At 72.8% G+C, this 24,122-nt stretch carries 25 protein-coding genes and 1 riboswitch; of the genes, 7 read left to right on the top strand and 18 right to left on the bottom strand.

Going from position 1 to position 24,122, the window contains the following annotated elements; genetic code table 11:
• Positions 1 to 23: 23 nt before the first annotated feature.
• From IEZ25_RS09490 to IEZ25_RS09480, 3 genes are read right to left on the bottom strand one after another with little or no spacing between them, the layout of a single operon-like run.
• Positions 24 to 737: a transporter substrate-binding domain-containing protein gene (locus IEZ25_RS09490; protein WP_191199142.1), complete on the bottom strand. Its 714-nt coding sequence runs from the start codon at positions 735 to 737 to the stop codon at positions 24 to 26.
• Positions 734 to 2,161, bottom strand: coding sequence for a short-chain fatty acid transporter (locus IEZ25_RS09485; RefSeq protein ID WP_191199141.1), 1,428 nt, complete (start codon positions 2,159 to 2,161; stop codon positions 734 to 736). The genes IEZ25_RS09490 and IEZ25_RS09485 overlap by 4 nt, the downstream gene beginning before the upstream one ends.
• Before the next feature lie 28 nt (positions 2,162 to 2,189).
• Entirely contained in the window at positions 2,190 to 2,885 is a 696-nt protein-coding gene (locus IEZ25_RS09480) for a helix-turn-helix transcriptional regulator (protein WP_191199140.1), read from the bottom strand.
• A 229-nt stretch (positions 2,886 to 3,114) separates the two neighbouring features.
• Here IEZ25_RS09480 and IEZ25_RS09475 point away from each other — a divergent pair, with 229 nt between their 5' ends.
• A complete protein-coding gene (locus IEZ25_RS09475; RefSeq protein ID WP_191199139.1) occupies positions 3,115 to 4,725 on the top strand; it encodes an amidohydrolase in 1,611 nt (536 codons plus the stop codon).
• An 8-nt stretch (positions 4,726 to 4,733) separates the two neighbouring features.
• On the opposite strand, the gene IEZ25_RS09470 is transcribed toward IEZ25_RS09475, so the two are convergent.
• Genes IEZ25_RS09470 through IEZ25_RS09460 form a run of 3 tightly spaced genes read right to left on the bottom strand, consistent with a single transcriptional unit; the run spans position 4,734 to position 7,485 of the window.
• A complete protein-coding gene (locus IEZ25_RS09470) occupies positions 4,734 to 5,522 on the bottom strand; it encodes an ABC transporter ATP-binding protein (RefSeq protein WP_191199138.1) in 789 nt (262 codons plus the stop codon).
• On the bottom strand, positions 5,519 to 6,499 hold the full coding sequence (locus tag IEZ25_RS09465) for a FecCD family ABC transporter permease (RefSeq protein ID WP_191199137.1): 981 nt from the start codon (positions 6,497 to 6,499) through the stop codon (positions 5,519 to 5,521). The genes IEZ25_RS09470 and IEZ25_RS09465 overlap by 4 nt, the downstream gene beginning before the upstream one ends.
• Positions 6,496 to 7,485 (bottom strand): iron chelate uptake ABC transporter family permease subunit, encoded by a 990-nt coding sequence (locus IEZ25_RS09460; protein WP_191199136.1) that lies wholly within the window; start codon positions 7,483 to 7,485, stop codon positions 6,496 to 6,498. The genes IEZ25_RS09465 and IEZ25_RS09460 overlap by 4 nt, the downstream gene beginning before the upstream one ends.
• Before the next feature lie 60 nt (positions 7,486 to 7,545).
• On the opposite strand from IEZ25_RS09460, the gene IEZ25_RS09455 reads away from it, so the two are divergent.
• The 4 genes from IEZ25_RS09455 (at position 7,546) to IEZ25_RS09440 (ending at position 11,025) form a co-directional block, all read left to right on the top strand.
• Positions 7,546 to 8,481, top strand: a complete 936-nt coding sequence (locus IEZ25_RS09455; protein WP_191199135.1) for an ABC transporter substrate-binding protein — start codon at positions 7,546 to 7,548, stop codon at positions 8,479 to 8,481.
• The gene (locus tag IEZ25_RS09450; RefSeq protein ID WP_191199134.1) at positions 8,478 to 9,722 is read left to right on the top strand and encodes an MFS transporter; all 1,245 of its coding nucleotides are present in this window, start codon (positions 8,478 to 8,480) and stop codon (positions 9,720 to 9,722) included. The genes IEZ25_RS09455 and IEZ25_RS09450 overlap by 4 nt, the downstream gene beginning before the upstream one ends.
• A gap of 74 nt (positions 9,723 to 9,796) precedes the next feature.
• On the top strand, positions 9,797 to 10,426 hold the full coding sequence (locus tag IEZ25_RS09445) for a ClpP family protease (protein WP_191199133.1): 630 nt from the start codon (positions 9,797 to 9,799) through the stop codon (positions 10,424 to 10,426).
• A complete protein-coding gene (locus tag IEZ25_RS09440; RefSeq protein ID WP_191199132.1) occupies positions 10,423 to 11,025 on the top strand; it encodes a ClpP family protease in 603 nt (200 codons plus the stop codon). Before IEZ25_RS09445 ends, IEZ25_RS09440 begins: the two co-directional genes overlap by 4 nt.
• Before the next feature lie 13 nt (positions 11,026 to 11,038).
• Here IEZ25_RS09440 and IEZ25_RS09435 read toward each other — a convergent pair whose 3' ends face one another.
• The 11 genes from IEZ25_RS09435 to IEZ25_RS09385 form a co-directional block, all read right to left on the bottom strand.
• Entirely contained in the window at positions 11,039 to 11,347 is a 309-nt protein-coding gene (locus tag IEZ25_RS09435; RefSeq protein ID WP_191199131.1) for a helix-turn-helix domain-containing protein, read from the bottom strand.
• Positions 11,348 to 11,417: 70 nt separating this feature from the next.
• Positions 11,418 to 12,191 (bottom strand): 23S ribosomal RNA methyltransferase Erm, encoded by a 774-nt coding sequence (gene erm / locus IEZ25_RS09430; protein ID WP_191199130.1) that lies wholly within the window; start codon positions 12,189 to 12,191, stop codon positions 11,418 to 11,420.
• Positions 12,192 to 12,430: 239 nt separating this feature from the next.
• Positions 12,431 to 14,257 (bottom strand): glycoside hydrolase family 15 protein, encoded by a 1,827-nt coding sequence (locus IEZ25_RS09425; protein ID WP_191199129.1) that lies wholly within the window; start codon positions 14,255 to 14,257, stop codon positions 12,431 to 12,433.
• Positions 14,254 to 15,663 carry a glucose-6-phosphate dehydrogenase gene (zwf, locus tag IEZ25_RS09420; RefSeq protein ID WP_191199128.1) on the bottom strand — a complete coding sequence of 470 codons (1,410 nt, stop codon included), beginning with the start codon at positions 15,661 to 15,663 and terminating at the stop codon, positions 14,254 to 14,256. The genes IEZ25_RS09425 and zwf overlap by 4 nt, the downstream gene beginning before the upstream one ends.
• Positions 15,660 to 16,721, bottom strand: a complete 1,062-nt coding sequence (locus IEZ25_RS09415) for an NAD(P)-dependent alcohol dehydrogenase (RefSeq protein ID WP_191199127.1) — start codon at positions 16,719 to 16,721, stop codon at positions 15,660 to 15,662. Before IEZ25_RS09415 ends, zwf begins: the two co-directional genes overlap by 4 nt.
• Positions 16,722 to 16,761: 40 nt before the next feature.
• Positions 16,762 to 17,673: a sucrase ferredoxin gene (locus tag IEZ25_RS09410; RefSeq protein WP_191199126.1), complete on the bottom strand. Its 912-nt coding sequence runs from the start codon at positions 17,671 to 17,673 to the stop codon at positions 16,762 to 16,764.
• Entirely contained in the window at positions 17,670 to 18,890 is a 1,221-nt protein-coding gene (locus tag IEZ25_RS09405; RefSeq protein WP_191199125.1) for a cupin domain-containing protein, read from the bottom strand. Before IEZ25_RS09405 ends, IEZ25_RS09410 begins: the two co-directional genes overlap by 4 nt.
• A 5-nt stretch (positions 18,891 to 18,895) precedes the next feature.
• Positions 18,896 to 19,141 carry a BatC protein gene (locus IEZ25_RS09400; RefSeq protein ID WP_191199124.1) on the bottom strand — a complete coding sequence of 82 codons (246 nt, stop codon included), beginning with the start codon at positions 19,139 to 19,141 and terminating at the stop codon, positions 18,896 to 18,898.
• A gap of 127 nt (positions 19,142 to 19,268) precedes the next feature.
• Entirely contained in the window at positions 19,269 to 19,580 is a 312-nt protein-coding gene (locus IEZ25_RS09395; protein WP_191199123.1) for a hypothetical protein, read from the bottom strand.
• Positions 19,581 to 19,582: 2 nt separating this feature from the next.
• Positions 19,583 to 19,957 carry a hypothetical protein gene (locus tag IEZ25_RS09390; RefSeq protein WP_224748684.1) on the bottom strand — a complete coding sequence of 125 codons (375 nt, stop codon included), beginning with the start codon at positions 19,955 to 19,957 and terminating at the stop codon, positions 19,583 to 19,585.
• Positions 19,958 to 20,009: 52 nt separating this feature from the next.
• Positions 20,010 to 20,136, bottom strand: a riboswitch (cobalamin riboswitch).
• A gap of 133 nt (positions 20,137 to 20,269) precedes the next feature.
• Positions 20,270 to 21,463, bottom strand: a complete 1,194-nt coding sequence (locus IEZ25_RS09385; RefSeq protein ID WP_191199121.1) for an AI-2E family transporter — start codon at positions 21,461 to 21,463, stop codon at positions 20,270 to 20,272.
• Positions 21,464 to 21,550: 87 nt separating this feature from the next.
• Here IEZ25_RS09385 and IEZ25_RS09380 point away from each other — a divergent pair, with 87 nt between their 5' ends.
• Positions 21,551 to 22,252, top strand: a complete 702-nt coding sequence (locus IEZ25_RS09380; RefSeq protein ID WP_318152144.1) for a YoaK family protein — start codon at positions 21,551 to 21,553, stop codon at positions 22,250 to 22,252.
• Here the strand turns inward: IEZ25_RS09380 and IEZ25_RS09375 are convergent.
• Positions 22,231 to 23,694: a protein adenylyltransferase SelO gene (locus IEZ25_RS09375; protein ID WP_191199120.1), complete on the bottom strand. Its 1,464-nt coding sequence runs from the start codon at positions 23,692 to 23,694 to the stop codon at positions 22,231 to 22,233. The two genes, IEZ25_RS09380 and IEZ25_RS09375, sit on opposite strands and share 22 nt — an antisense overlap.
• A 45-nt stretch (positions 23,695 to 23,739) precedes the next feature.
• On the opposite strand from IEZ25_RS09375, the gene IEZ25_RS09370 reads away from it, so the two are divergent.
• The gene (locus IEZ25_RS09370) at positions 23,740 to 24,096 is read left to right on the top strand and encodes a DNA polymerase ligase N-terminal domain-containing protein (protein ID WP_318152143.1); all 357 of its coding nucleotides are present in this window, start codon (positions 23,740 to 23,742) and stop codon (positions 24,094 to 24,096) included.
• Positions 24,097 to 24,122 lie beyond the last annotated feature (26 nt).

The following is a 24,122-nucleotide window of genomic DNA, read 5'->3' as shown; positions in this document are numbered from 1 at the left end:
GCTCCACGCTAACCCCGCAGCGGTCAGGCCGGCGGCGCCACCGTCGCCTCGACGCCGCTGCGGGCGAGCTCGTCGCGGACGAAGCCGGAGGCCTTGAGCTGCTCGAGGTGCGCCGCGACCGCGCTCACCGCGGCCGGGTCGAGCGAGCGGGGCAGGCCGACCGACTGCCGGATCTCCATGAACGCCGGCTCGAGGATCCGCCGTCCGCTCGCCGCGACGTAGTCCTCCATCGGCTGGCGCACACCGGCCGCCACGTCGAGGCCCTGCTCCTCGAAGACGTCGGTCGCCTCGGCTGCGCGGACGATCTCGGCGTGCTGGAGGCTGCGGGTGAGGAACAGGTCGTACGCCGACCCCTGCCGCACGCCGATCCGCACGCCGTCGCGATCGACCTCGCCCGACGTCGTCAGCGGCGAGTCGGCATCGGTGACGTAGACCCCCTCGATGAGGACGTAGGGGGCGGTGAAGACGACGCCCTCCTCACGGGCCGGCTCGTTGGCGAGGAAGCAGAGGTCGACGCGCCCCTCGACGATGGCGGCGTAGGAGTCGCGGGCGGCGTCAACGCAGTGCAGCTCGAGCGGGACCCCGAGCCAGTCCGCGACCGAGCCGGCGATCGCGACCGTGACCCCGCGCGGCTCCTGGGCCGTGCCCTGCGCAAGGACCGGGTTGCCGAGGTTGACGACGACGCGGAGCGTGCCCGTCGGCGCGACGACGTCGGCGAGGTGCGCGCCGGTGCTCATGGCATCACCGGCGGGACGAACTCGAAGGTCATGCCGAGCAACCAGAGCAGCAGCAGCACCACCGGCAGGTGGAAGAGGAACTGCAGGAACGTGAAGCCGACGAGGTCACGCGCCCGCACGCCGAGCACCGCGAGCAGCGGCAGCATGAAGAACGGGTTGACGAGGTTGGGCAGGGCCTCGGCGGCGTTGTAGATCTGCACCGTCCAGCCGAGGTTCATGCCGACGTCGGTCGCCGACTGCATGACGTAGGGCGCCTCGACCAGCCACTTGCCGCCGCCGGAGGGGACCAGCAGGCCGAGCAGGGCGGTGTAGATCGCGATGACGATCGCGAAGGCGCCACCACCGCCGATGCTGGTGAACAGGTCGGCCAGGTGGTGCGAGACGGTGACCCCGCCGCGGCCCTCGGCGCGGGTCAGGACGGCGGCCATGGCGGCGTACAGCGGGAACTGCACGAGAACGCCGGCGGTGGTCGGGACCGCACGAGCGACGGCGTTGAGGAAGCCGCGCGGCGTCCCGTGGAGCACGAGCCCGAGGATGAGGAAGACCATCAGGTAGCCGTTGAGGCTGCTGATCACGGTGAGGAACGGCAGGGTGGCGAGCTGCTGGACCAGCCAGCCGAGCGTGAGCAGGCCCACGAGGATCGGCAGGATGCGGGAGTACTCCAGCCACTCGCCCGGGCGGGTGCGCCCACTCGGCGGCGCGACCTCGTCGGACAGGTCGATGCCCATGTCGTCGGCGGTCTTCACGGCCTTGCCCTGCGGCGCGGACGCCCACGCGACGGCGACGCTCAGCGCGATCAGGACCGCGGCCATCACGAGCGACTGCCAGGTGAGGATCGTCGCGCCGAAGTCGAGCACGCCGGTGATCTCCAGCAGCTCGGGCGGCAGCGAGGCCGCCGTCGCCTGGAGCTGGGCGGCCGACGAGGAGAGGCCGAGGGCCCAGACGGCTCCGAGGCCGAGGTACGCCGCCGCCCCGAGCGCGCGGTAGTCCGCCCGCAGGTCGGTGCGCCTCGCGATCGCCCGGGCGAGCAGGCCGCTGAAGACCAGGCTCAGGCCCCAGTTGAGCATCGAGACCAGGCACGACAGCAGCGCGACGAAGGCGACCGAGCCGCGCGGCGTCGAGGGATAGAGCGCGATCCGCTCGATGATCCGGGCGACCGGCGGCGAGGTCGCGACGACGTAGCCCGTCAGCACGACCATCGCCATCTGCAGGGTGAAGGTGGCCAGGTCCCAGAAGCCGCCGCCGAAGGTCTCCGCGACGGTGACCGGGCTGGCGCCGTTGACCATCGCTGCCACGCAGACGATGACCACGCCCGCGAGGGCGAAGACGTAGGCGTCTGGGAACCACTTCTCGGTCCACGCCGCGCTGCGCTGGGCGAGGCGGGCGAGGCCGCGTTCCTGTTCGGTGCTGGCGACGGTCGACATGGTCAGCGAACGTATCGGACCTCGGTGACTAGGGGATTCGCGGGGGAGCGGCGCCGCGTGCTCGGCTGCCGGCGTCGTCCGGCGGCGCGGTCGGGGTGCGCAGGCCGTGCATGATCGACCACAGCACCGCCTTCGTCCGGCTGTCGACCCCGATCGTGCGGTAGGCGCCCCGGATGTAGGTCTTCACCGAGTTGATCGACAGGTTCAGCTGGGTCGAGATCTCCCGGTTGCTGAGCCCGCTGGAGATGAGGGAGAGCACGTCCGCCTCGCGGGCGGTGAGTCCGGCCTCCTGGCCGGGGAAGTCCGACTCGGGCCAGGCGAACCCCGGCTGCGCCGACCCGGTCCCGGTCGGACCGTGCGGGGACTCGTGCACCGGGCGGCCGCGGTGGACGGCGCACAGCGAGTCGACGAGGGTCACGCCGGGGAGCCGGATGGACAGGCACGCGTCGTAGCCGTGGGCGGACAGCCAGCCGGCGGCGTACGACTCGACGCTCCACGTGAACGCCACGATGCGTCCGACCTGGGGGTCGGCGACCAGGCGGTCCATGACGGCGTGCGGGCCCGGCACGCCGGAGGCGGGGTCGTGCAGGACCAGGTCGACGGGCGCCGCGCCGGTGGCTCGCAGCTCGACCAGCTCCATGTCCCGGCCGTAGCGGGCGAGGGCGTAGGTCACGCCGAGGACGACGACCTCGTCGTGGTTGGCGAGGGCGATGCGAAGAGACATGTCTGCGGGGTACCCACGTCCACGACGATCACCCGGTGACCGCTGCTCCCGGGTCCGCCGGTGGCCGGTGCGGCGGTGTTCGGGTGTGCTTGGGCGGCGCCCTCGCCTCGCTCCACAAGGAGATGCCGATCGTCCCACGCGAACGCCCGGATCGACTTCCTCCGTCGTCAGGTGATCATGTCTCGCGCGGCTGACGCCTCGGTCGGCGTGCGTGACGCAGGATGGGCCGGTGAGCACCACGGTCTTCCGCAACGCCGTCGTCTTCGACGGGCACGCCTATCGCGGCCGCGTCGGCGACGTGGTCGTCGAGCACGGCCGGGTCCGCGCGATCGGTGAGGACATCGCCACCTCGGGTGCGCGGGTCGTCGACGTCGCCGGCGCTCTGCTGCTGCCCGGCTTCACCGACGCCCACGTCCACCCGATCCAGGGCGGTCTCGAGCGGCTCGGCTGTGATCTGAGCGAGCTGCCGGTCGACAGCGGTCGCTACCTCGCTCACGTGCAGGCGTATGCCGCCTCGCACCCCGGACGGGAGTGGGTGCAGGGCGGCGGCTGGGCGATGGCCGCGTTCCCCGGAGGACTCCCGACCGCAGCGGCGCTCGATGAGGCCGTGCCCGACCGCCCGGTCGCGCTGGTCAACCGCGACCACCACGGGATGTGGATCAGCTCCCGCGCGCTGGAGCTCGCTGGGATCACCCGTGCCACCCCGGACCCGCTCGACGGGCGCATCGAGCGCGATGCCGACGGCGAGCCCACGGGGGTGCTGCACGAGGGCGCGATGGACCTGATCGCCCACGTGCTGCCCGCCGCCGACGACGCCGCGATGCACGCCGGACTGATGGAGGGCCAGCGGTTCCTTCACTCGCTCGGGGTCACGAGCTGGCAGGACGCGATCGTCGGGACCTACGCCAACATGCGCGACGGCGGACCGACGTACGCCCGGGCAGCCGGCACCGGTGACCTCACCGGCACGGTGGTCGGCGCCCTGTGGTGGGACCGGAGCCGGGGCAGCGAGCAGGTCGCCGAGCTCGTGGCGAAGCGGACGGAGTGGTCACGCGGACGATTCGTCGCGAGCGCGGTCAAGATCATGCAGGACGGTGTCGCCGAGAACCAGACAGCCGCGCTCGTCGAGCCCTACCTCGACCGGTGCGGCCATGCGACGGGCAACGCGGGCATCTCGTTCGTCGATCCCGCCGCACTGCGCGGACACGTCGCCGAGCTCGACCGGCACGGCTTCCAGGTGCACGTCCATGGCCTGGGCGACCGCGGCGTGCGCGAGGCGCTGGACGCCCTCGAGGGCACGAGTCCCGACCGGCGCCACCACGTCGCCCACCTCCAGCTCGTGCACCCCGACGACGTGGGCCGGTTCGCCGCCCTCGGCGTCGCCGCCAACATCCAGGCGCTCTGGGCGTGCCACGACGACCAGATGACCGAGCTGACGGTCCCCTTCCTCGGTGCGGCGCGGGCGGCGCGGCAGTACCCCTTCGGCGACCTGCACCGGACCGGGGCGCGGCTCGTGGCCGGAAGTGACTGGCCGGTGAGCACCCCCGACCCGCTGGCTGCGATCCACACCGCGGTGCACCGCACGGCGTACGGCGAGCCGGCGCCGGCAGGCACCGACCCGTTCCTCCCCGAGCAGGCGCTGCCGATCGAGGTGGCCTTCGCCGCCTACACGAGCGGGTCGGCGTGGGTCAACCACCGTGACGACGCCGGCACGATCGCGCCGGGCTCCGTCGCCGACCTCGTCGTGCTGGACCGCGACCCCTTCGCGACACCCGACGAGATCGGCGCCGCGCGCGTCCGCTCGACCTGGATCGACGGGGAGTGCGTCCACGAGGCGTGAGACGTGATCTAGCGTGCGACGAACATCGGACGCGAGGTGACCGGGTCGGTGAGCACCAGCGCGTCGATGTCGAACACCTCGTGGAGCACGCGCGGTGTCAGCACCTCGGCCGGCGGGCCGTCGGCCAGGATCCGGCCGTCGCGCAGCGCCACGATCCGGTCGGCGTGGCGTGCGGCCTGGTTGAGGTCGTGCAGCACCATGACGATCGTCTTCCCCTGCTCGTCGCGCAGGCGGACCACGAGCTCCATGAGGTCGAGCTGGTGGCGCACGTCGAGGTAGGTGGTCGGCTCGTCGAGCAGCAGCAGGTCGGTCTGCTGCGCGAGGGCCATGGCGATCCACACCCGCTGCCGCTGCCCGCCCGACAGCTGTGCCACGGGCGTGCGGGCCAGGTCTTCGAGCCCGGTGAGCCCGAGCGCCTCGCGGACGGCGTCGTCGGGACCGCGGCGCAGCATCCCGAGGGCTCCTGTCCTCGGGTAGCGCCCCTGGTCGACCACCTCGGTGACGGTCGCGCCGGGTGGCGCGAGAGCCGACTGGGGCAGCAGCGCGAGCCGACGCGCGACCGCGACGCTGCGCTGGGACGTGATCGGTGTGCCGTCGAGCTCGACGACGCCGTCGGTGGGTGTCAGCACCCGCGCCAGGGCGTGCAGCAGCGTGGACTTGCCGGACCCGTTGGGGCCGACCAGCGCGGTCACCGAGCCGGGCTCGATACGCAGGTCGAGGGCGTGGATGACCTGGCGGTCGCGATAGCCGACGCCGAGGGCGCGGGCTCGCAGGACAGGCTCGGTCGGGACCTTCAACGCAGCTCCTTGCGGACGAGGTGGACCAGGACGGGGGCGCCGAGCAGCGCGGTGACGGCGCCGACGGGCACGCCCGCCACGTCCCGCGCGCCCGGCAGGTCGATGCCGACCGAGAAGGCGATGAGGTCCGAGCCCGCGAGCAGCACGGCCCCGAGCGCGGCTGACACGGGCACCAGCAGGCGGTGGTCGGAGCCCACGAGCAGCCGTGCGACGTGCGGGGCGACCAGCCCCACGAACGCGACCGCGCCGGCCGCGGCGATGGCGACCGCTGCCGCCACGACGGCCACGACCAGGACGACGACCCGGGTGGTGCGCACCGGCACGCCCAGGCTGATCGCCTGGGCGGCTCCGAGCGCCCACGCGTTCATCCAGGGCGCGAGCAGCCAGGCGGCGACGGGCAGCGTGGCCAGCCACGGCCACAGCGCCGACCAGTCGCCGGCCGTGCGCGCGTTGAGCGAGCCGACCAGCCAGCGCATCACCGACGACGTGGGGCTGGAGTCGACGACGAGGAGCAGCGCGGTGACGGCTGCGAGCACGGCACCCAGGAGGATGCCCGCCACGGCGGGGGAGCGGCGCCCGAGCAGGAGCAGCAGGAGGCCGGCGCCGAGTGCACCGACCAGCGCGGCGGCGTACGTCGCGTGGAACCCGAGCATCGTCGCCGCCACGACGCCGAGGGCCGCGCCCGAGCCCACGCCGGTCGTCGCGGGCTCGGCCAGGGGGTTGCGCACGACTGCCTGCACGAGCACGCCGGACATTGCCAGCAGCGCACCGGCGCCGAGGCCCAGGAGCACCCGCGGGAGGCGGTACCTGAGCACGATCACCCGGGCGGCGCCGTGGTCCGAGCGTCCGGTCAGCACCTCGACCACCTCGCCCGCGGACAGCTCCGAGCGTCCGACGAGCAGGTGCGCCGCCACCAGGCCGACGGCCACCGACGCTGCCGAGAGGACCAGGAGCACGGCACGGAGCAACCGACTCATGCGGGCCGCCCGCGCAGGGTGAGCAGGGCGAGGAGCGGCACGCCGACCAGCGTCGTGGCGATGCCGACCGGGACCTCGACGGGGTAGAAGGCGGTCCGGGAAGCCAGGTCGGCGACCACGAGCAGGGTCGAGCCGACGGGAGCGGCCACCAGCAGCACGAGCGGGGTGGAGGTGGTGCCGGCCGCTGCCCGTGCCACGTGTGGTGCGAGCAGCGCGACGTAGGCCACGGGCCCGCAGATCGCGGCCACGGTCGCGGCGGCGAGGGAGGCGACCAGCAGCGCCATCAGCCGGACCCGGGCCACGGAGACCCCCAGCCCGGTCGCGACGTGGTCGCCGAGGCGCAGGGCGGCCACGGAACGGGTGAGGAGCAGCGCCGCGAGCAGGGCCGGTACGACGCCCAGCGCCACGACGGCGAGGTCGTTCCACCCGCGAGCGCTCAGGCTGCCGAGGAGGTAGCGCATGAGCAGCACCACGTCGCCCTCCGTGCCGAGCCCGATCACTGCCACCACCACGCCCCCGCAGGCGGCGGTGACGGCCGCGCCGACGAGCACGACCCTCGTGGACGCCCCGGGGCCGGAGCCCGGTCCGACGGCGAGGACCACCACCAGGCCGGCGGCCAGCGCCCCGGCGAGCGAGAGCAGCGGCAGCACCTGCAGCGGCACCGGGAGGTGGAGGACCGTGGCCGTCGCCGCGACCACCGCCGCACCGGACGACACACCCAGCAGCTCGGGTCCGGCGACGGGGTTGCCCAAGGCGTCCTGGAGCAGCACACCCGCGGCCGCCAGGCCGGCGCCCGCGACCGCGCCGAGCAGCGCACGCGGGAGGCGCACGTGGAGTGCCGACACGTGCACCGGGTGCTGGGGGTCGGTCAGCGCCAGCAGCAGCTCGGGCGGCGACAGGGTCGCGGCGCCGACCGCGAGCGAGGTGAGCAGCGCCGCTGCCAGCAGGGCCGCAGCACCGGCAGCGACGACGAGGGAGCGGTACACGGATCGAGACCGTACATGAGAATGGTTATCATGCGCATTCCGACTTCGAGAGGACCCACCATGACCCTGACCCGAGCCGCCGCGCTCGCCCTGACCGCCGTGCTGCTGCCCGTCGTCGCCGGTTGCGCCAGCACCGAGGACGCGACGGGCGACGCCGGTCCTGCCGGCTCCGCCGACACCGGCGCGCGGACCCTGACCGACGACGCCGGAGCGGAGGTGAGCCTCGAGGGGCCGGTCGAGCGCATCGCGTGCCTCACCATGATCTGCGTCGACGCGCTGGTCGAGGTCGGCATCACTCCGGTCGCCTACCGTGACCAGCTGGCGCTCGACGACCGCTATGTCGGTCCGGGCTCCGACATGCGCGAGATCACCGGCGGCTTCGGCGAGGAGAACGTCGAGGACGTCGCGCTGAGCGAGCCGGACCTGGTGATCGGACTGAGTGGCGCGCACGACGGACTGCGCGAGGCGGTCGAGGAGGTCGCGCCGCTCTACCTGGTCGACCCGCGCTCGTGGCAGGACTCGGTGGCGTTCCTGCGTCTGGTCGGTGAGCTGACCGGCACCGAGGACGAGGCCGAGGCGGCGGCGGTGGCGTTCGAGCAGCGGGTCGCCGACCTCGAGGCCACCGGCCTCACGACGGTGTCGATGTTCGGCGAGCCGGGAAGCCTCGGCGTCGACTCGGTCGAGACCCCGGTGGGCTCACTGCTCGCGGAGGTCGGTGACTACCCGTGGCCCGCCGCAGCCGATGCCTTCGCCAACGTCTCCGTGGAGCAGGTGGCCGAGGTGGATCCGGACGTGGTGTTCGCCCAGACCTTCTCGTCGGGGAGCGACGCGGAGTCCTTGGCCGGTCGACTCGCGCAGGACCCCGTGTGGGCGCGCATGACCGCGGCGCGTGAGGACCGGGTCGTCGAGGTCGACGCCGGGGTGTGGGCCACCGGACGGGGCACGATCTCGCTGGGCCTGGTGCTCGACGAGGCCGTGCCCGAGCTCCAGGGGTGAGTGCGTCCGCGTGGGAGGTCCCGGACTATCGCCGGTTCCTCCTCGCCCGCACCGTCGCGATGGCGGGTGGGACCCTCGCGCAGGTCGCGATGCCGATCCTGGTGTTCCAGCTGACCGGGAGCGCTGCCTGGACCGCCCTGACCGCGGTCGTCGAGACCCTTCCCTACCTCGTCGTCGGGCTGCCCGCGGGTGCGCTCGCCGACCGATGGGACCGTCGCCGGACCCTGGTGGTCGGTGAGGTGCTCAGCGCCGGCGCCCTGCTGACCGTCCCGCTGGCGACGTGGGTCGGTGTGCTGTCCGTCGGGCAGGTGCTGGCCGTCGCGGCGGTCGTGTCGACGGCGTTCGTGTTCACCGACGCCGCCACCTTCGGGCTCGTCCCGGCACTGGTCGAGCGTGAGCGGATCCCGTCGGCCACCTCGGTCCTGGTGACGGTCGGAACCACGCTCGGGCTCGTGGGACCGGTCGTGAGCGGCGTCCTCGTCGTCGTGCTGGGGCCCGCGGTGGTCCTGGGCGTCGACGGAGTGGCGTACGCCGTCTCGGCCGCTGTCCTCGCCGGGCTGGCGGTGCCGGCGACGGACGCGCCACCGCCGGTGCGGCGTCGGCTCCGGGTCGAGATCGGTGAGGGTCTGGCCTTCATCCGCGACCACGCCCTGGTGCGACGGCTCACCCTGCTCGGGATCGGCAACAGCCTCGCGGGCGGAGCGGTGACGGGCCTGCTGGTCGTGGTCGGTGTGCAGCAGCTGGGCCTCGGCGCCGACGACGCGCGGATCGGCTGGCTCTTCGCTGCCGGAGCAGCCGGTTCGCTCCTGGCGAGCACGATGCTTCCCCGGCTGCAGCGGCGCGTGGCGGTGGGGGCGATCACCACGGGCGGCTTCGCCGTCGCCCTCGTCGGCGTGCTCGCCCTGTCGGCCAGCGGGCGGCTGGTGCCGGCGCTGGTGGCGGTCGCCGCCTTCCACCTCGCCTCGACCACGCTCATCGTCAACGGCATCGTCACCCGCCAGGTGGTCACACCTGCGGTCCTCCAGTCCCGGGTGAACACGACGGCTCGCCTGGTCGCGTGGGGCGGCAGCCCTCTGGGCGCCGCACTGGGCGGAGTGCTGGCCGAGACGGTCGGCACGGACTGGGCGCTGCGCGTGGCCGCTTTCGGTCTGGCCGCCAGCCTGGCCGCGGCACTGGCGACGAAGCTGCGGAGCACACCGCTGCTGGGCGACCTCGAGGAGGCGACGACCGCGGCCGGGTGACGATCAGCTGCAGGCGGATCCGCCCACGGCAGGACACCCTGTGGTGGACCGGGAGTGCCGGCCACTGTGGGGGCATGAGCATGAATCCCACGTCAGAACGCATCGAGGACGAGCTGGTCCGCCGCCTCATGCACCAACGCATCATCGTCCTCGGCGACGAGCTGCGCGAGGGCAACGGCAACCGGCTGATGCACCAGCTGCTGCTGCTCTCCGCGGAGGACCCGCGCGCCGACATCAGCCTCTGGATCAACTCACCCGGCGGCTCGGTCTCGGCGATGCTGGCCATCCACGACGTGATGACGCTGATCCCGAACGACGTCAGCACGCTCGCGATGGGCATGGCCGCCAGTGCCGGTCAGTTCCTGCTGTCGGCCGGGACGCCCGGCAAGCGCTACGCGCTCCCGCACTCACGGGTGCTGCTGCACCAGGGGTCCGCAGTGATCGGCGGGACCGCGGTGGACATCGAGATCCAGGCCGACGACCTGCGCCTGACGCGCGACACCGTGATCGGTCTGGTCGCGCAGCACACCGGCCAGAGCCGGGAGACGATCGAAGGCGACTCACGGCGCGACCGCTGGTTCACCGCCGAGGACGCGCTGGCCTACGGCTTCGTCGACCAGGTGATCACCTCGCTCGACCACGTGACGCCGGCGCAGCAGCGCCCCGTCGGTCTGGCCGGAGCCGGTCTGGCGGGTGCCCGATGAGCACCTACACGATCCCGTACGTCGTCCAGCAGACGCCACGGGGCGAGCGCACCCTCGACCTCTACTCCCGGCTGCTGTCCGAGCGCATCGTCTACCTCGGCACCGAGATCGACGACGGCGTCGCCAACGCGGTCATCGCGCAGCTGCTGCACCTGTCCTCGGAGAACCCGGACCGGCCGATCAGCCTCTACATCAACTCACCCGGCGGCTCGATCTCGGCGATGCTCGCGATCTACGACGCCATGCAGTTCGTCAAGCCGCGCGTGGAGACGGTCTGCGTGGGGCAGGCGGCCTGGACGGCGGCGGTGCTGCTGGCCGGGGGATCGGAGGGCAGCCGGGCGATCCTGCCGCACGGCCGGGTCGTGCTCCACCAGCCGGCGACCCAGGGACGCGGCACCGTGCCCGACCTGATCCTGGAGGCCGACGAGGTGGCCCGGGTCAGGCTGGAGCTCGAGGAGATCCTGGCGCGGCACACCGGGCGTACGACCGAGCAGGTGCGGCAGGACACCGACCGCACGCTCGTGCTGCCGGGCGTGGCCGCGGTCGACTACGGCATCGTCGACGCCGTCCTGCACGAGCAAGGCCCGGCGCTGGGCTGACGCCGGAGGCGGCTCAGGCGGCGAGCGCCAGCGCCGTGGGGGCCGACACCCGGGTGGCGAGCTCGCGGACACTCAGGTCCAGCGCGCCGGCGATCGCCTGCAGCATCTCCGAGGACGGGTCCTTGAGACCGCGCTCGACCTCGGAGAGGTACTGCGTGGAGACGCCGGCACGCCCGGAGACGTCGACGAGTCGCTCGCCGCGACGCACGCGCTCGCGACGCACCTCGCGTCCGACCAGCTCGCGCCACAGGGGCTCGGGCTGCTCGGACCGCTCACCCGGCGCGGCCGGTGCGGGTGCGGGGAACTCCAGGATCTCGCCCATGGACCGAATCTAGCCCCGCAGCGTCGACGTGCCGCCGTTGTTCTGCTCAGAGCAGAACGCGCGGCGCCGGTCAGCCCCGCACGGCGTGCCACAGGTCGGCCCACTGGCGCGGCGTCAGGTCGCGCGGCAGGCTGCGCCGATCGATCTGGGCGCGCTCCATCGCCAGGTCCGCACGTCGGGCGTCGACGCGCGCGGCCGCCTGGAGGATGCGGTGGAGCGAACCGCCGCGGCCGGTGAAGACGCCGTGCACGAACCGCTCGTAGGCCGTACGCCGTGCGGGTGGCACGAGTGGCTCGGGGCGGCGCTCGATCCGCAGCAGGCCCCCGTCGACGGACGGCTTCGGCGTGAAGCCGTGGGCGGGCACGCGGCCGGCGAGCCCGACGTCGAACCACGGTGCTGCCTGCGCGGTCATCATCGTGCCGCCACCGACCCCGGCGCGCTTGCGTGCCACCTCCCACTGGACGAGCAGGACCGCGTGCTCCCAGGCGGGCTCGCGCAGCAGCCGCCGCAGGATGGGAGTGGTCAGGTGGAAGGGGACGTTGCCGACGACGACCGGGCGGTCGAGCGGGTGGGTGAGCGCGTCGGCGTGCACGACGCGGGCGTCCGGCACGGCGGTGCGCAGGCGTCGCACGAGGTGCTCGTCGAGGTCGATGGCGGTGACGTCGCGGCCGAGGCCGACCAGGACGCGGGTGAGGGCGCCGTCACCGGCGCCGAGCTCGATGATCGCACCGTCGGTGTCGGCGACGAGCCGGGCGATGCGGTCGAGGGTGGGCGCGTGGTGGAGGAAGTTCTGGCCGAGCTCGTGGCGGCCACCGTGGACCGAGCGAGAGGTGGAACGAGACATGGGTGTGCTCCCGGATCGAGGGGAAGCACCTGGCGCGGTGCGCGGGGCAGGGCGCAGCGGCCGCTCCGAGGTGCGAGGACGACTCGGTGACGGCGCGAGGCGGGCCCGGGTGGTCCGGGCAGCACTCGCGTCGTCAGGCGATGCGGTCGCGGACGGCGTAGAAGGCTGCGCTGCCGGGAGATCCCATGGCGTCGATCCTCACCCGGGGCGGACCGTGGTGTCGACGGGTTTTCCGCTCCTCAGCCGAGCTCGCGGTCCAGGTTGAGGATCGCGCTGATCATGCTGAGGTGGGTGAAGGCCTGCGGGAAGTTGCCCAACTGCTGGCCGTTGAGGCCGACCTGCTCGGCGTACTGGCCGAGGTGGTTGGCGTAGGTGAACATCTTCTCGAGCGCGAGCCGGGCGTCCTCGACGCGACCGACGCGGGTGAGCGCCTCGACGTACCAGAACGAGCAGAGCGAGAACGTGCCCTCACCGGCCTCGCCCGCGGAGCCCACGCCGTCGTCGAAGCGCTCGGCGTCGTAGCGGAAGACCAGGCTGTCGGTCACCAGTCGATCCTCGACCAGCGCGAGGGTGGAGAGGAAGCGCGGGTCGTTGGGGGCGATGAACTTCACCATCGGCATCAGCAGCACACCGGCGTCGAGGGTGTCGGAGCCGACGTGGCTGACGAAGGCGCCGAGCTCCTCGTCCCAGCAGTCCTGCATGATCCGGTCGTAGATCTCGTCGCGGACGCGGCCCAGCTCGGTGAGGTCGCCGGGGAGGCCGCGGCGGCGGGCGACGCGCATCATCCGCTCGACCGCGACCCACGACATCAGGCGCGAGGTGGTGTGCGCGCGGGGCTCGCCGCGCACCTCCCACATGCCGGCGTCGTCGCGGTCCCAGTTGGCCATCAGCCAGTCGGCGATCCGCCAGAGGTCCTGCCACGCGTCGTGGCTGATCCCGCGGCTGTACTTGTCGAAGAGGTAGACCGAGTCGATCAGCTCGCCATAGACGTCGAGCTGGAGCTGGTCGACGGCGGCGTTGCCGACGCGCACCGGGCGGGAGTCGCGATGACCCGCGAGGTGGTCGAGCTCGCGCTCGTGCGGCACCTCCCCGTCGAGGTCGTACATCACGCGCAGCGGACCGAGGTCGGAGTCGGAGCCGGCGGAGGACTCGCCCATCCGCTCGGAGAGCCACTGGACGAACGCCGCCGCCTCGTCGGTGAAGCCGAGTCGCAGCAGCGCGTAGACGCTGAAGGCGGCGTCGCGGACCCACACGAAGCGGTAGTCCCAGTTGCGGCTGCCGCCGATCTCCTCGGGCAGGCTCGTGGTGGGGGCGGCGACGATGCCGCCGGTGGGCTCGTGACACAGCAGCTTGAGGGTCAGCGCGGACCGGTTGACCCGCTCGCGCCAGCGGCCGGTGTAGGTGCAGGTCGAGAGCCAGTCGCGCCAGAACGCCGCCGTCTGGTCGAAGAGGTCGTCGATGTCGTCCGCGCCGCAACCGGCAGCGTCCTCGTCGGGCGCGAGCACCTCGAGCACGAACAGGGCAGCCTCGCCGGGCTCGAGGTCGACGTCCGCCACCGCATCGGCACCATCGACGACGAGGTCGACGGTGCTGGACAGCACGAGGGCCACGTCGCCGTCCTCGAAGCGCACGCCCCCGGACTCCTCCGACAGCGTGGGCTCCTCGGCGCCGTAGCCGGGACGCGGCGCGAGACGCATGGTCAGCGGCACGGACCCCCGCACGTTGACCACCCGGCGGACCAGGCGCTGTCGGTGGTCCGGGTCGTGGGCGCGCAGGACGGACATGAAGTCGTGCACCTCGGCGACGCCCTGCTCGGTCATGAACCGGGTGACCAGGATGTTGGTCTCGGGAAAGTAGTACTGCTGGCTGCGCGCGTCCTCGTCGTCCGGGGTGATGCGCCACGACCCGGCGTCGGGGTCGAGCAGCGACCCGAAGATGCTGGGCTGGTCGAACCGTCCCGGGCAGAACCAGTCGATCGTGCCGTCCGTGGCCACCAGGGCCGCGGTGCGCAGGTCGCCGATGAGCCCGTGGTCGGCGATGGCCGCAGCCGTCACCCCACCCGTCATCCCAGCCGCCATCCGCCGGGTGCGAGGTCAAGGGCCGCCTGCGGCCCCCAGGACCCCGGCTCGTAGGGCTGAGGGTCGGGCCGGTCGTCCAGCACCGGCTGGCAGACCTCCCAGAGCCGCTCGGTCTCGTCGGACCGGGCGAAGAGGGTGTGGTCGCCGCGGAGCACGTCGAGGAGCAGTCGCTCGTAGGCCTCGAGCGGCTCGTCGTCGGGCAGCTCGTCCTCGTAGTCGAGGCGCATCGTGGCCCGCGCGAGCTCCATGTCGGGACCGGGCCGCTTGCCGAGCAGGTCGACGGAGACCTGCGCCTCGTCGGTGAGCTCCAGGACGAGCTCGTCGCCTCGCGACGCGTCGTCGCCGAAGAGGCTGGAGTCGGGCGAGCGGAAGCGGAGGGTGATGGTGCGCCGGGTCTCGGCCATCGCCTTGCCGGTGCGCAGCAGGAACGGCACGCCCTGCCAACGATCGTTGTCGACGTAGGCCGTGAGCGCGACGAAGGTCTCCACGTCGGAGTCGTCGTCGACGTCGTCCTCGTCGCGGTAGCCGTCGTACTGCCCGAGCACGACGTCGTCCGGGTCCAGCGGTCGCAGGGCGTCGAAGGCGTCCTTGCGGGCCTGCCGGACCGCGTCGGCGGACCACTCGCCCGGGTCCTCCAACGCGACCACGCCGAGGATCTGGAACAGGTGGGTGGAGACCATGTCGCGCAGGCAGCCGGTCGACTCGTAGAACGAGCCACGACCCTCCATCTGCAGCGTCTCCGGCACGTCGATCTGCACCTGGGCCACGCTGCGTCGGTCCCACGCCGGCTCGAAGAGCGCGTTGGCGAACCGGAGCGCCAGGATGTTCTGCACGGCCTCCTTGCCGAGGAAGTGGTCGATCCGGAAGACCTGGTCCTCCTCGACCGCATCGTGCAGCGCGTCGTCGAGCTCCTTGAAGGACTCGAGGTCCAGGCCGAAGGGCTTCTCGATCACCAGCCGGGCGCGGTCGGTCAGCCCCTCGCGGTCGAGCATGCCGACCATGCCGGGCATCGCGGTCGGCGGCACGGAGAGGTAGACGAGTCGGCGTACGTCCTCACCGAGGCCGTCCTCGGCCTCGCGCACCGCGGCGGCGAGGTCCGCGCCGTCATCGGCGTCCGAGGTCTGGAAGGAGACCCGGCCGAGCAGGTCGGCGACCAGGTCGTCGTCGAGGTCGTCGACCGTGTCGCGCAGGCCTTCGGCCAGCTGCTCACGGAACTCGTCGTCCGTGCCGGGGGAGTGTCGTCCGCTGCCGATGACGGCGTAGTCCTCCGGCAGGCGCCCTGCCGCGGCCAGCCGGTAGAGGCCCGGGAACAGCTTGCGCGCGGCGAGGTCACCGGTCGCCCCGAAGACGACGAGGACGTGGGGTGCCAGGTCGTCGCCCGTGGCCCCGCTCACGAGGTCGGCGCCTCACCGAGCGTCTCGGCATCGATCACCGCGCGGTAGCGCACCTCGCCGTCGACGACCTTGTCGTAGTAGTCGTCGACCTGGTCGGCGGAGATCACCTCGACGGTGGCGGTGATGCCGTGCTCGGCGCAGAAGTCGAGCATCTCCTGGGTCTGCGGCAGGCCGCCGACCATCGAGCCCTCGAGCGCGCGTCGCTTGGTCAGCAGCGAGAACGCCGACGTCTCCAGCGACTCGCTCGGGGCGCCGAGGTTGACCATGGTGCCGCCGCGGCCGAGCAGGCCCATGAAGGAGTCGAGGGGAACGGCGGATCCGACGGTGTTGACCAGCAGGTCGAAGCTGCCCTCGAGTTCGTCGAAGACCGACTCGTCCTCGGTCGCGAAGTAGTCCTTGGCGCCGAACGCCAGCCCGTCGTCCTTCTTGGCGTCCGTACGGCTGAGCACGGCGACGTCGGCTCCCATCGCCGCGGCGATCTTGACCGCGACGTGGCCCAGGCCGCCCATGCCGATGATGCCGACGCGCGTGCCCTCGCCGACGCCGTGGCGCTTGAGCGGGGCGTACGTCGTGATGCCGGCACAGAGCAGCGGGGTGGTGCCGGCGAGGTCGACCCCGTCGGGGATCGTGAGCACGAAGTGGTCGCGCACGACGACCTGGCGGCTGTAGCCGCCGTAGGTGACCTCGCCGTGGTAGTCCTCGGCGCTGTAGGTCTGGACGACGCCCTTGCTGCAGAACTGCTCCTCGCCGTCCTTGCAGGCCTCGCACTCGAGGCACGAGTCGACGAAGCAGCCGACTCCCACGGTGTCGCCGACCTGGTGCTCGGTGACGGCGGAGCCGACCTCGGAGACGGTGCCGATGATCTCGTGGCCGGGCGTCATCGGGAAGATCGCGCCGCCCCACTCGTCGCGTGCCTGGTGGATGTCGGAGTGGCAGATGCCGGCCCAGCGGATGTCGATGCGTACGTCGTCGTCGCGCAGGTCGCGGCGCTCGATCGTCGTCTCCTCGAAGGACGCGGACGCCTTCGGCGTCGACAGGGCGGAGATCGTGGTGGTCATGTGAGGTCCTTCCATCGTGGAGCGTCGAACGCGTTCCACGCTAACGATCACCCGAAGGGGCGTGGGACCCCCGGACGGGCGGGGCAGAGACCTCGAGCACGTCCCACTGGAGTGCTCGGGTGGCGCGCTGCGTGCGGCAGGTGAGGAGGGCCTCCGGGCGACGGCTGCTGGCCACCACGACCCGCGTGGAGGCGGGCAGGGGGCCGGTGCCGACGACGTCGATCGTCCACCGCCCGGCGTCGAACGTGCCGTCCTGCTCGACGAGGTGGGCGGTCGCATCGCTGATCGCGGCCGGGCCCCACCGCTCGAGCACGACCCCGAGGGCGACCTGCTCGGCCGGGTGGAGACCGGCGACCCCGCGCAGCCAGGTGGTGTCGATGCGCCGGTCGAAGTGGGCCTCGACCGTCGGCACGGCGTCGTCGGCGTCCAACCCGCCGTAGCAGCCGAGGTCGGGGAGGACGAGCACGTTGGGAGCGAAGCGGTCCCCGCCCAGGTGGCTGCACTCCCAGGTCGCCTCGGGCCAGCGGCCGGCGAGAGCGGCGGCGACCGGGCGCCCCTTCACGGCGCAGCACAGGTCGTGGACGCCATGGGTACACACGAGCAGGAGCGGCTCTGCATAGGCCTCGCCACCCGCGTCGCCGAGGCTGGCCAGCAGGTCGTCGGGGTGCTGCCAGAGCCCGGTGCGGACCGCCCCGGCGCGCGAGCGGAACCACCGGCGTGGCCCGGTCAGCCGGTCCGCAGCACCCTCGCGACCGTGTCGACGCACGAAGAGCGTGCGCAGCTCGGGGTGCCCGAGGTCGCGCAGCAGGGTCGTGGGGAGGTCGGCGCCGAACGGCGCGGTGATCGGCCACGGACCCGGATGCTCGACGAGCAGCCAGTCGTGCTGCGGGGGAGCCGTGCCGATCACCGGGTCGCGACGTGCCGCGGCCTCGTCGGAGCAGCGGAACGTCATCCGGCGACGACCAGTCCCGCCTCGATCATGCGGCGGGCCGCGCCGGTCCCGAGCTCGCCGGCAGTGACGCGCTCGCCGGCCAGGAGTCGACGTACGACCTCGGTCGGCACGTCGGCGACGTCGACCGACCCGGCGCGCGAGACCACCGTGTGCTCGGTGAGCGTGACGTCGAGGTGGTCGCGCAGGCGTAGGACGGTGTGATCGGCGAGCGACGTCGACAGAGCGTGCTGGGCCAGCGGGCCGACGGGTGCGGCGCGCTGGGTGTCGCGTCGCCGCGCGCGCATCTGCTCGGCGATCTCGGCAGGGTCGAGACCGTCGAGCGCTTCGCGCAGCAGCTTGCCGACGACCTCCGCGTCGATCTCGTCGGGCGCGAGGGTGGTGCCCAGCGGCAACGACGCGCGGGCGTCCTCGTCGTCGGAGAGCCTGCGCAGCGCGAGCGTCACCAGCTCCTCGGCGACGGCGTGGCGGGTCCAGCTGTGCACGCCGAGGGTGAGGTGGATGGTGACGCCGCCGAGTGCCGTCGCGGAGTGGAGGTAGCCGCGCGGCAGGTAGAGCGCGTCGCCGGGCTCGAGCACGGTCTCGATCACCGGCTCCTCCTCGGCTGCGCGGCGCACGTCGTCGCGGCGGTCCGTCCACGGCTGGTCGCGCAGCGGCGAGGGCAGGACGGGGGAGTGGATCGACCACCTCTTGCGGCCCGCGATCTGGAGCACGAAGACGTCGTGCACGTCGTAGTGGTCGTCGAAGCCCTGGTTCTGCGGGGGCGTGACGTAGGCGTTGGCCTGCACCGGGTGACCGAGGTCGGCGGCCAGCTGCTGGCAGAAGTCGATGATCGGCCGCCAGGTGCGGTGCAGCGCCTGCAGCACGAGGGTGGCGCCGTCGGCGAAGAGCGCGGTGAGCTTGTCGTCGCTGACCTGGTCGGCGATGCCGGCTCCGAGTCCGCCCGGTGCGGTGAAGGCGCGGTTGGCCATCGTCGACCCCGACCTGGCGACCCGCAGGAACGGCGTACGCAGGCCGCGCTCGGCCACCAGCTCGTCGACGGCGGACGCGGTGAGCAGGTCGTCGAACCCGTCGGGATCGGCCGACGGGCGCAACAGCGGTCCGCGGGCCCACGTGTTCTCGGCGAAGCCGTCCACGTCACCGACGAGGCGAGCCAGAGCGGGACGGCCGGCGGCAGGCCCGGGAGTCCCGGACCTGCCGTCGTCAGCATGCAGCGGCATCGGGACTAGCTGTCCGCACCGCCGTCGGCGCCACCGTCCTGGACGCCCGGGGTGCCGTCCGCACCACCGTCGGCCGGACCCTCGGCGCCACCGTCGGCACCGCCGTCCTGCACGCCCGGGGTGCCCTCAGCACCGCCGTCGGCGGGACCCTCGGCTCCCGAGTCGGCACCGCCGTCGGCGCCACCATCCTGCACGCCCGGGGTGCCCTCGGCACCGCCGTCGGCGGGTCCTTCGCTCTCGGACTGACTCATGTCGTCCTCCCTCTGCACACGTGGGCCGTCCGGCCCGGTCAGGCGGCGCCGGTCAGCGCCGTCCCCTCGTGTATAGCCATGCTCCCAAGCCGTGCCCACCCCCGGAAGGACGGGCGGGGCCCGGAGCTCACGCCTGACGGGTGAGACGGTGGGTCCAAGCAGGGTCGTAGTCGGGGTGGGTGCCGTAGCCGTGGAGCAGCATCCGCAGCTCGCGCCGCGGGGGGAGCAGACCGGCCCTCAGCGTCATCAGCAGATCGTCGACCACGGCGACCTGTGCGGCCAGCCCCGGACGGTCGTCGCGACCCGCCCGCGCGTCCTCGCGCTCCCAGAGCGCGGTGAGGTCCTCGGTGAGCCGTGCTGTCAGGAAGGCGACGAGCGGGTCGTGGGTCCCGGCGGTGGCGGACAGCGACCGGTCGCGACCCGCCTCGGTGTGGCCCACCGTCAGACCTGCACAGCGGTGGAGGTGGGCCGGAACGTAGCCCGGCGCAGGCTCTCGGGCAGCTCGGCGACGCCGGGTCCGCCGGCGTGGACCCAGTCGGCGATCGCGGAGGACTCGTGCCGGCCGTTGAGCCGTCCCAGCCAGACCGGCCGCGCCCCGGAGCGGCGCGCGGTCGGGGACGGGCTCACCACCACGACGTCCGAGCGCTCGCAGGGGCCGAGGCAGTCCGTCACCCGCAACGTGGCCCGGTCGCCGAGCAGTGCGCGCAGCGAGTCGAGCCGCGCGGCGTGGTCGACGCCCGGTCGCTTCTTCGTGGTCCCGCAGCAGCAGCCGCGGCACACCGTGACGGTGGGCAGGTCAGGGCGGGGTGCGTTCAAGGTCGTGCGCTCCATCTCTCGTGGAACCAACAGGATGTGGACAGGACGCAGGCGGTCTCCTGACTCCTGGGTCGAGCGCTGCCCCCGGCCTTCCCGGACCTGGCAGTCCAGTGGCATGTTCGGGCGCAGCTCCCCAGTCACAGTGGCGAGGACCGTGTCGGGCTTGCACCGACTTCCCGGTCTGCGTCTGGTGGGCAGTCTAGGTGGTGGGCCGGCGGACGAGTGCCTCAGTGCGGTGCCTGCGACGTGCCTGGCACGTCACCGGCTCCACGCTGGGTCTCGGACAGCCGAGCCGTCGTCGAAGGACACGACTCAGTCGTCGGCCGGCTCCGCGGGCTCGGCCTTCTCGGCACCTTCCGGTTCGTCCTCGGCGATCGGGATGACGGCGGGCTTGGTGCGCGCGTCGACCACCTCGTCGAGGTAGCGCATCACGACCGCCAGCACCGCGACGACCGGCACGGCGAGGAATGCCCCGGTGATGCCGAACAGTGTCCCGCCCAGGGTCACCGAGAGCAGCACGACGGCGGCGTGGAGGTTCATCGACTTCGACTGGAGGATCGGTGAGAGCACGTTGCCCTCGATCTGCTGGACCGCGACGATCAGCGCCAGGGTCAGCAGCGCGCCGGTCAGGCCGTTGGAGACCAGCGCGATCAGCACGGCGATGGTGCCGGCGACGAAGGCACCGACGATCGGCACGAAGCCGGCGAAGAACGTGAGGACGGCGAGCGGCAGCGCCAGCGGTACGCCGATCAGCAGCAGGCCGATGCCGATGAAGATCGCGTCGATGAGGGACACCAGGGCCTGGGTGCGGATGAAGCCGCCCAGCGTGGCCCAGGAACGGCCGAGCACCTCGGCGAGGTGCGCACCGGCGCCCGGGCCGGCGAGGCGACGCACCCACGGCAGGAACCGGTGGCCGTCCTTGATGAAGAGGAAGCTCAGGATGAGGACCAGGACCAGGTTGATGAGCCCGTTGGTGACCGCGGAGACGCCCGTCAGCACACCGGAGGCGATGGCGCCGGCGGATCCCGTGAGTCGCTCCTGCAGGTTCTGCAGACCGGCGTCGATCTGCTCGCTCGTCACGAAGTTGGAGTCCTGCACCCAGTCCTGCAGGTGCTGCAGGCCTTCGTTGGCGCTGGTGACGATGTCACCGCCCTGGGAGGTGACGGACGGGGCGATGAAGAAGCCGACGGCCACGACCAGCCCGATGGATCCGATCATGGTGACGGCTGCCGCGAGAGCGCCGGGCAGCCGTGCGCGCGTGCGCAGGAACGTCGCGACCGGCGCGAGCACGGTGCACACGATCAGGGCCATCAGCACCGGGAAGGTGATGGGCCAGGTGTACTTGACGACGAGGCCGAGCAGCACCAGCCCGAGGGCGATCCCGATGAGGCGGAGGCTCCAGCGGGACAGCCAGGCGACGCCGTTGCCGATCGTCTCCCCGCGCGTCGGCAGGATGGGTGCGTCGACGGGGGTGGGTTGCAGGGGTGGTGTGCTGGGGCCGGCCATGGGCCCAGCCTGTCAGGATCGGCCCGCGAACGTGAGATCCGCCCGGGTCACCGGGGCGAGATGGCCGTCACGTCCTAGGCTGCGGCGGTGCCATCCGACACCGCGCGCTCCACCGAGGGCGTCCACCTGGCGTGCATGCTCGCGCTCACCTTCTCCACCGGTGTCGCCGATGCGGTCGGCTACCTCGCGCTCGACAAGGTCTTCACCGGCAACATGACCGGCAACGTCGTCATCCTCGGCATGGGCGTCGCGGGCGGCGCTGATCTCCCGGTCGTCGGGCCGCTCGTCGCGCTCGTGACGTTCATGCTCGGCGCTGCCGCGGGCGGTCGGGCGATGCGCGGCCGGGATCGCGGGTGGAGCGGCCGCGCGGCCTTCCTGATCGGGCTCGTCGGGTGTCTCTTCGGGTCCGGAGCGGTGGTCTTCGCGCTGGTGTCCGTGCACGAGGGGTCGGTCCTCGCCTACGCGATGACCGGCGGGCTCGCCGCGGCGATGGGGCTGCAGGCAGCCGTGGCACGGCGGATCGCGGTCGCGGACGTGACCACCGTGGTGGTCACCTCGACCATCACCGGGCTGGCGGCCGACTCGCGCCTCGGCGCGGGTCTCGAGCAGCCGTGGCTGCGGCGGGCAGGTGCGATCGTGCTGATCGGGGTCGGCGCGGCTGTCGGCGCGCTGCTCCTGAGCGTCGCGACCTGGTTGAGCGTCGCGGTGCCTGCGGTGCTCAGCATCGCGGTCGCCGTGGTGGGCGAGGTGCTCGTCCGGCGTCAGCGTCAGGTGCCGCAGAAGGTCTGATAGCCCACGAACGACTCCGGCGCGGGCTCGGCGTAGCGCTCGAACCCGGGACGTGGGTCGTACGGCGCGCGCAGCGCCTCGAGAAGCCGGTCGAGCGGCTGGAGGTCCCCGACCGACGCCGCGGTGAGCGCCTCCTCGACCAGGTGGTTGCGGGGGACGTGGACGGGATTGACCCGGTCCATCGCGCCCGCGTCGGGACCGAGGGCGAGCCAGCGCGCCGCCCAGGCGTCGTACGCCGCCAGCTCCAGGACCATTCCCCGCGCGGGCTCGGCGTCGCCGCGGGCGGCCTCGGCGAGGGCACGGAAGAAGGTGGTGTGGTCGACGTGGTTGTCCCGCATCAGGGCGACCAGGTCGCCGGTCAGCGCCGAGGTCACGTCGTCGGCCAGCCCCTCGGGCAGACCCAGCTTGGCGCGCATGCCGCGCGACCAGGCGGTGGAGTAGAGGCCGCGGAACCGTTGCAGCGACTCGGTGGCCAGCGCGACCGCGTCGTCCTGGTCGTCCGCGAGGAGCGGCAGGAGGGCCTCGGCGAGACGGGCGAGGTTCCACTCGGCCACGACGGGCTGGTTGCCGTACGCGTAGCGACCGCCGGTGTCGATCGAGCTGAACACGGTGGCCGGGTCGAAGACGTCGATGAAGGCGCACGGTCCGTAGTCGATGGTCTCGCCGGAGATCGTCATGTTGTCGGTGTTCATCACGCCGTGGACGAAGCCGACAAGCATCCAGTCGGCGACCAGTGACGCCTGCACCGCCATGACCGCTTCGAGCAGCGCGAGGTGGGGATGCTCCGTGTCGGCTGCTGCCGGGTGGTGGCGGGCGATCGCGTGGTCGGCGAGTCGGCGCAGCAGGTCGACGTCGTCGGTGGCACGGGCGTACTGGAAGGTGCCGACCCGCAGGTGGCTGCTCGCGACCCGGGCGAGCACCGCACCGGGCAGGGGCACCTCGCGCTGGACCGTCGCCCCGGTCGTGACCACCGCGAGCGAGCGCGTCGTCGGGATGCCGAGCGCGTGCATGGCCTCGCTGATCACGTGCTCGCGCAGCATCGGACCGACGGCGGCGAGACCGTCGCCGCCGCGGGAGAACGGCGTACGTCCCGAGCCCTTGAGATGCAGGTCGCGCAGCCGGCCGGATCCGTCGGCGAGCTCGCCGAGCAGGAGTGCCCGGCCGTCGCCCAGCCGAGGCGAGTAGCCGCCGAACTGGTGACCTGCGTAGGCCTGCGCCACCGGCGTCGCCCCGACCGGCACCTGGGTGCCGGTGAGCAGCCCGATGCCCTCGGGGCTGCGCAGCCAGTCGGGGTCGAGGCCGAGCTCGAGGGCCAGCGGCTCGTCGAGCACCAGCAGATGGGGATCAGGGGTGTCCGCGGCCTGCCACGCGAGCGCCAGCTCGGGGAGCTCGCTCGCGAAGCGGTTCCCGAGGGCGATGGCAGACGTCTCGGCGGTGGTCACTCCTCGACGATACGGCGGGGGTGGCGGGCGGTGGAGGATGGTCGGGTGGATCCACGTTTCGTCCTGCACGACCACCGCCGGCCCAGCCCGCACTTCGACCTGAGGCTGGAGGAGGACGGTGTGCTGCGCAGCTGGGCGGTGCCGAAGGGGCTCCCGGACGACACGGCCCACGACCGGCTCGCGATCGCGGTCGACGACCACGACATCGAGCACGTCGACTTCGAGGACGAGCACAAGTCGATCGCCGACGACGGGACCTGGGAGGAGCACGACCGCGACGAGCGCCGGATGGTGTTCTCCCTGCACGGCCGCACCGGCGTGCGCCGCTACGCCCTGATCCACACCGGCGGCACGCAGTGGCTGCTCCACCTCACCCGCGAGCAGCCGGACCGGACCCGCTGACGCCTCGAGGAGCGGAGGCCCGCGAG

Origin of the sequence: Nocardioides hwasunensis (assembly GCF_014779665.1) — a bacterium.
Classification (GTDB): Bacteria; Actinomycetota; Actinomycetes; order Propionibacteriales; family Nocardioidaceae; genus Nocardioides; species Nocardioides hwasunensis.
This window is presented reverse-complemented; position numbering and strand designations above follow the sequence as displayed.

What these genes read in the sequence shown, in the direction of transcription:
- IEZ25_RS09400 (WP_191199124.1), bottom strand. Translation starts at nt 19,141, where the DNA reads ATGAGTCAGTCCGAGAGCGAAGGACCCGCCGACGGCGGTGCCGAGGGC.
- erm (WP_191199130.1), bottom strand. Translation starts at nt 12,191, where the DNA reads ATGTCTCGTTCCACCTCTCGCTCGGTCCACGGTGGCCGCCACGAGCTC.
- IEZ25_RS09490 (WP_191199142.1), bottom strand. Translation starts at nt 737, where the DNA reads ATGAGCACCGGCGCGCACCTCGCCGACGTCGTCGCGCCGACGGGCACG.
- IEZ25_RS09435 (WP_191199131.1), bottom strand. Translation starts at nt 11,347, where the DNA reads ATGGGCGAGATCCTGGAGTTCCCCGCACCCGCACCGGCCGCGCCGGGT.
- IEZ25_RS09405 (WP_191199125.1), bottom strand. Translation starts at nt 18,890, where the DNA reads ATGCCGCTGCATGCTGACGACGGCAGGTCCGGGACTCCCGGGCCTGCC.
- IEZ25_RS09385 (WP_191199121.1), bottom strand. Translation starts at nt 21,463, where the DNA reads ATGGCCGGCCCCAGCACACCACCCCTGCAACCCACCCCCGTCGACGCA.
- IEZ25_RS09480 (WP_191199140.1), bottom strand. Translation starts at nt 2,885, where the DNA reads ATGTCTCTTCGCATCGCCCTCGCCAACCACGACGAGGTCGTCGTCCTC.
- IEZ25_RS09440 (WP_191199132.1), top strand. Translation starts at nt 10,423, where the DNA reads ATGAGCACCTACACGATCCCGTACGTCGTCCAGCAGACGCCACGGGGC.
- IEZ25_RS09465 (WP_191199137.1), bottom strand. Translation starts at nt 6,499, where the DNA reads ATGAGTCGGTTGCTCCGTGCCGTGCTCCTGGTCCTCTCGGCAGCGTCG.
- IEZ25_RS09485 (WP_191199141.1), bottom strand. Translation starts at nt 2,161, where the DNA reads ATGTCGACCGTCGCCAGCACCGAACAGGAACGCGGCCTCGCCCGCCTC.
- IEZ25_RS09425 (WP_191199129.1), bottom strand. Translation starts at nt 14,257, where the DNA reads ATGACGGGTGGGGTGACGGCTGCGGCCATCGCCGACCACGGGCTCATC.
- IEZ25_RS09415 (WP_191199127.1), bottom strand. Translation starts at nt 16,721, where the DNA reads ATGACCACCACGATCTCCGCCCTGTCGACGCCGAAGGCGTCCGCGTCC.
- IEZ25_RS09445 (WP_191199133.1), top strand. Translation starts at nt 9,797, where the DNA reads ATGAGCATGAATCCCACGTCAGAACGCATCGAGGACGAGCTGGTCCGC.
- IEZ25_RS09410 (WP_191199126.1), bottom strand. Translation starts at nt 17,673, where the DNA reads ATGACGTTCCGCTGCTCCGACGAGGCCGCGGCACGTCGCGACCCGGTG.
- IEZ25_RS09455 (WP_191199135.1), top strand. Translation starts at nt 7,546, where the DNA reads ATGACCCTGACCCGAGCCGCCGCGCTCGCCCTGACCGCCGTGCTGCTG.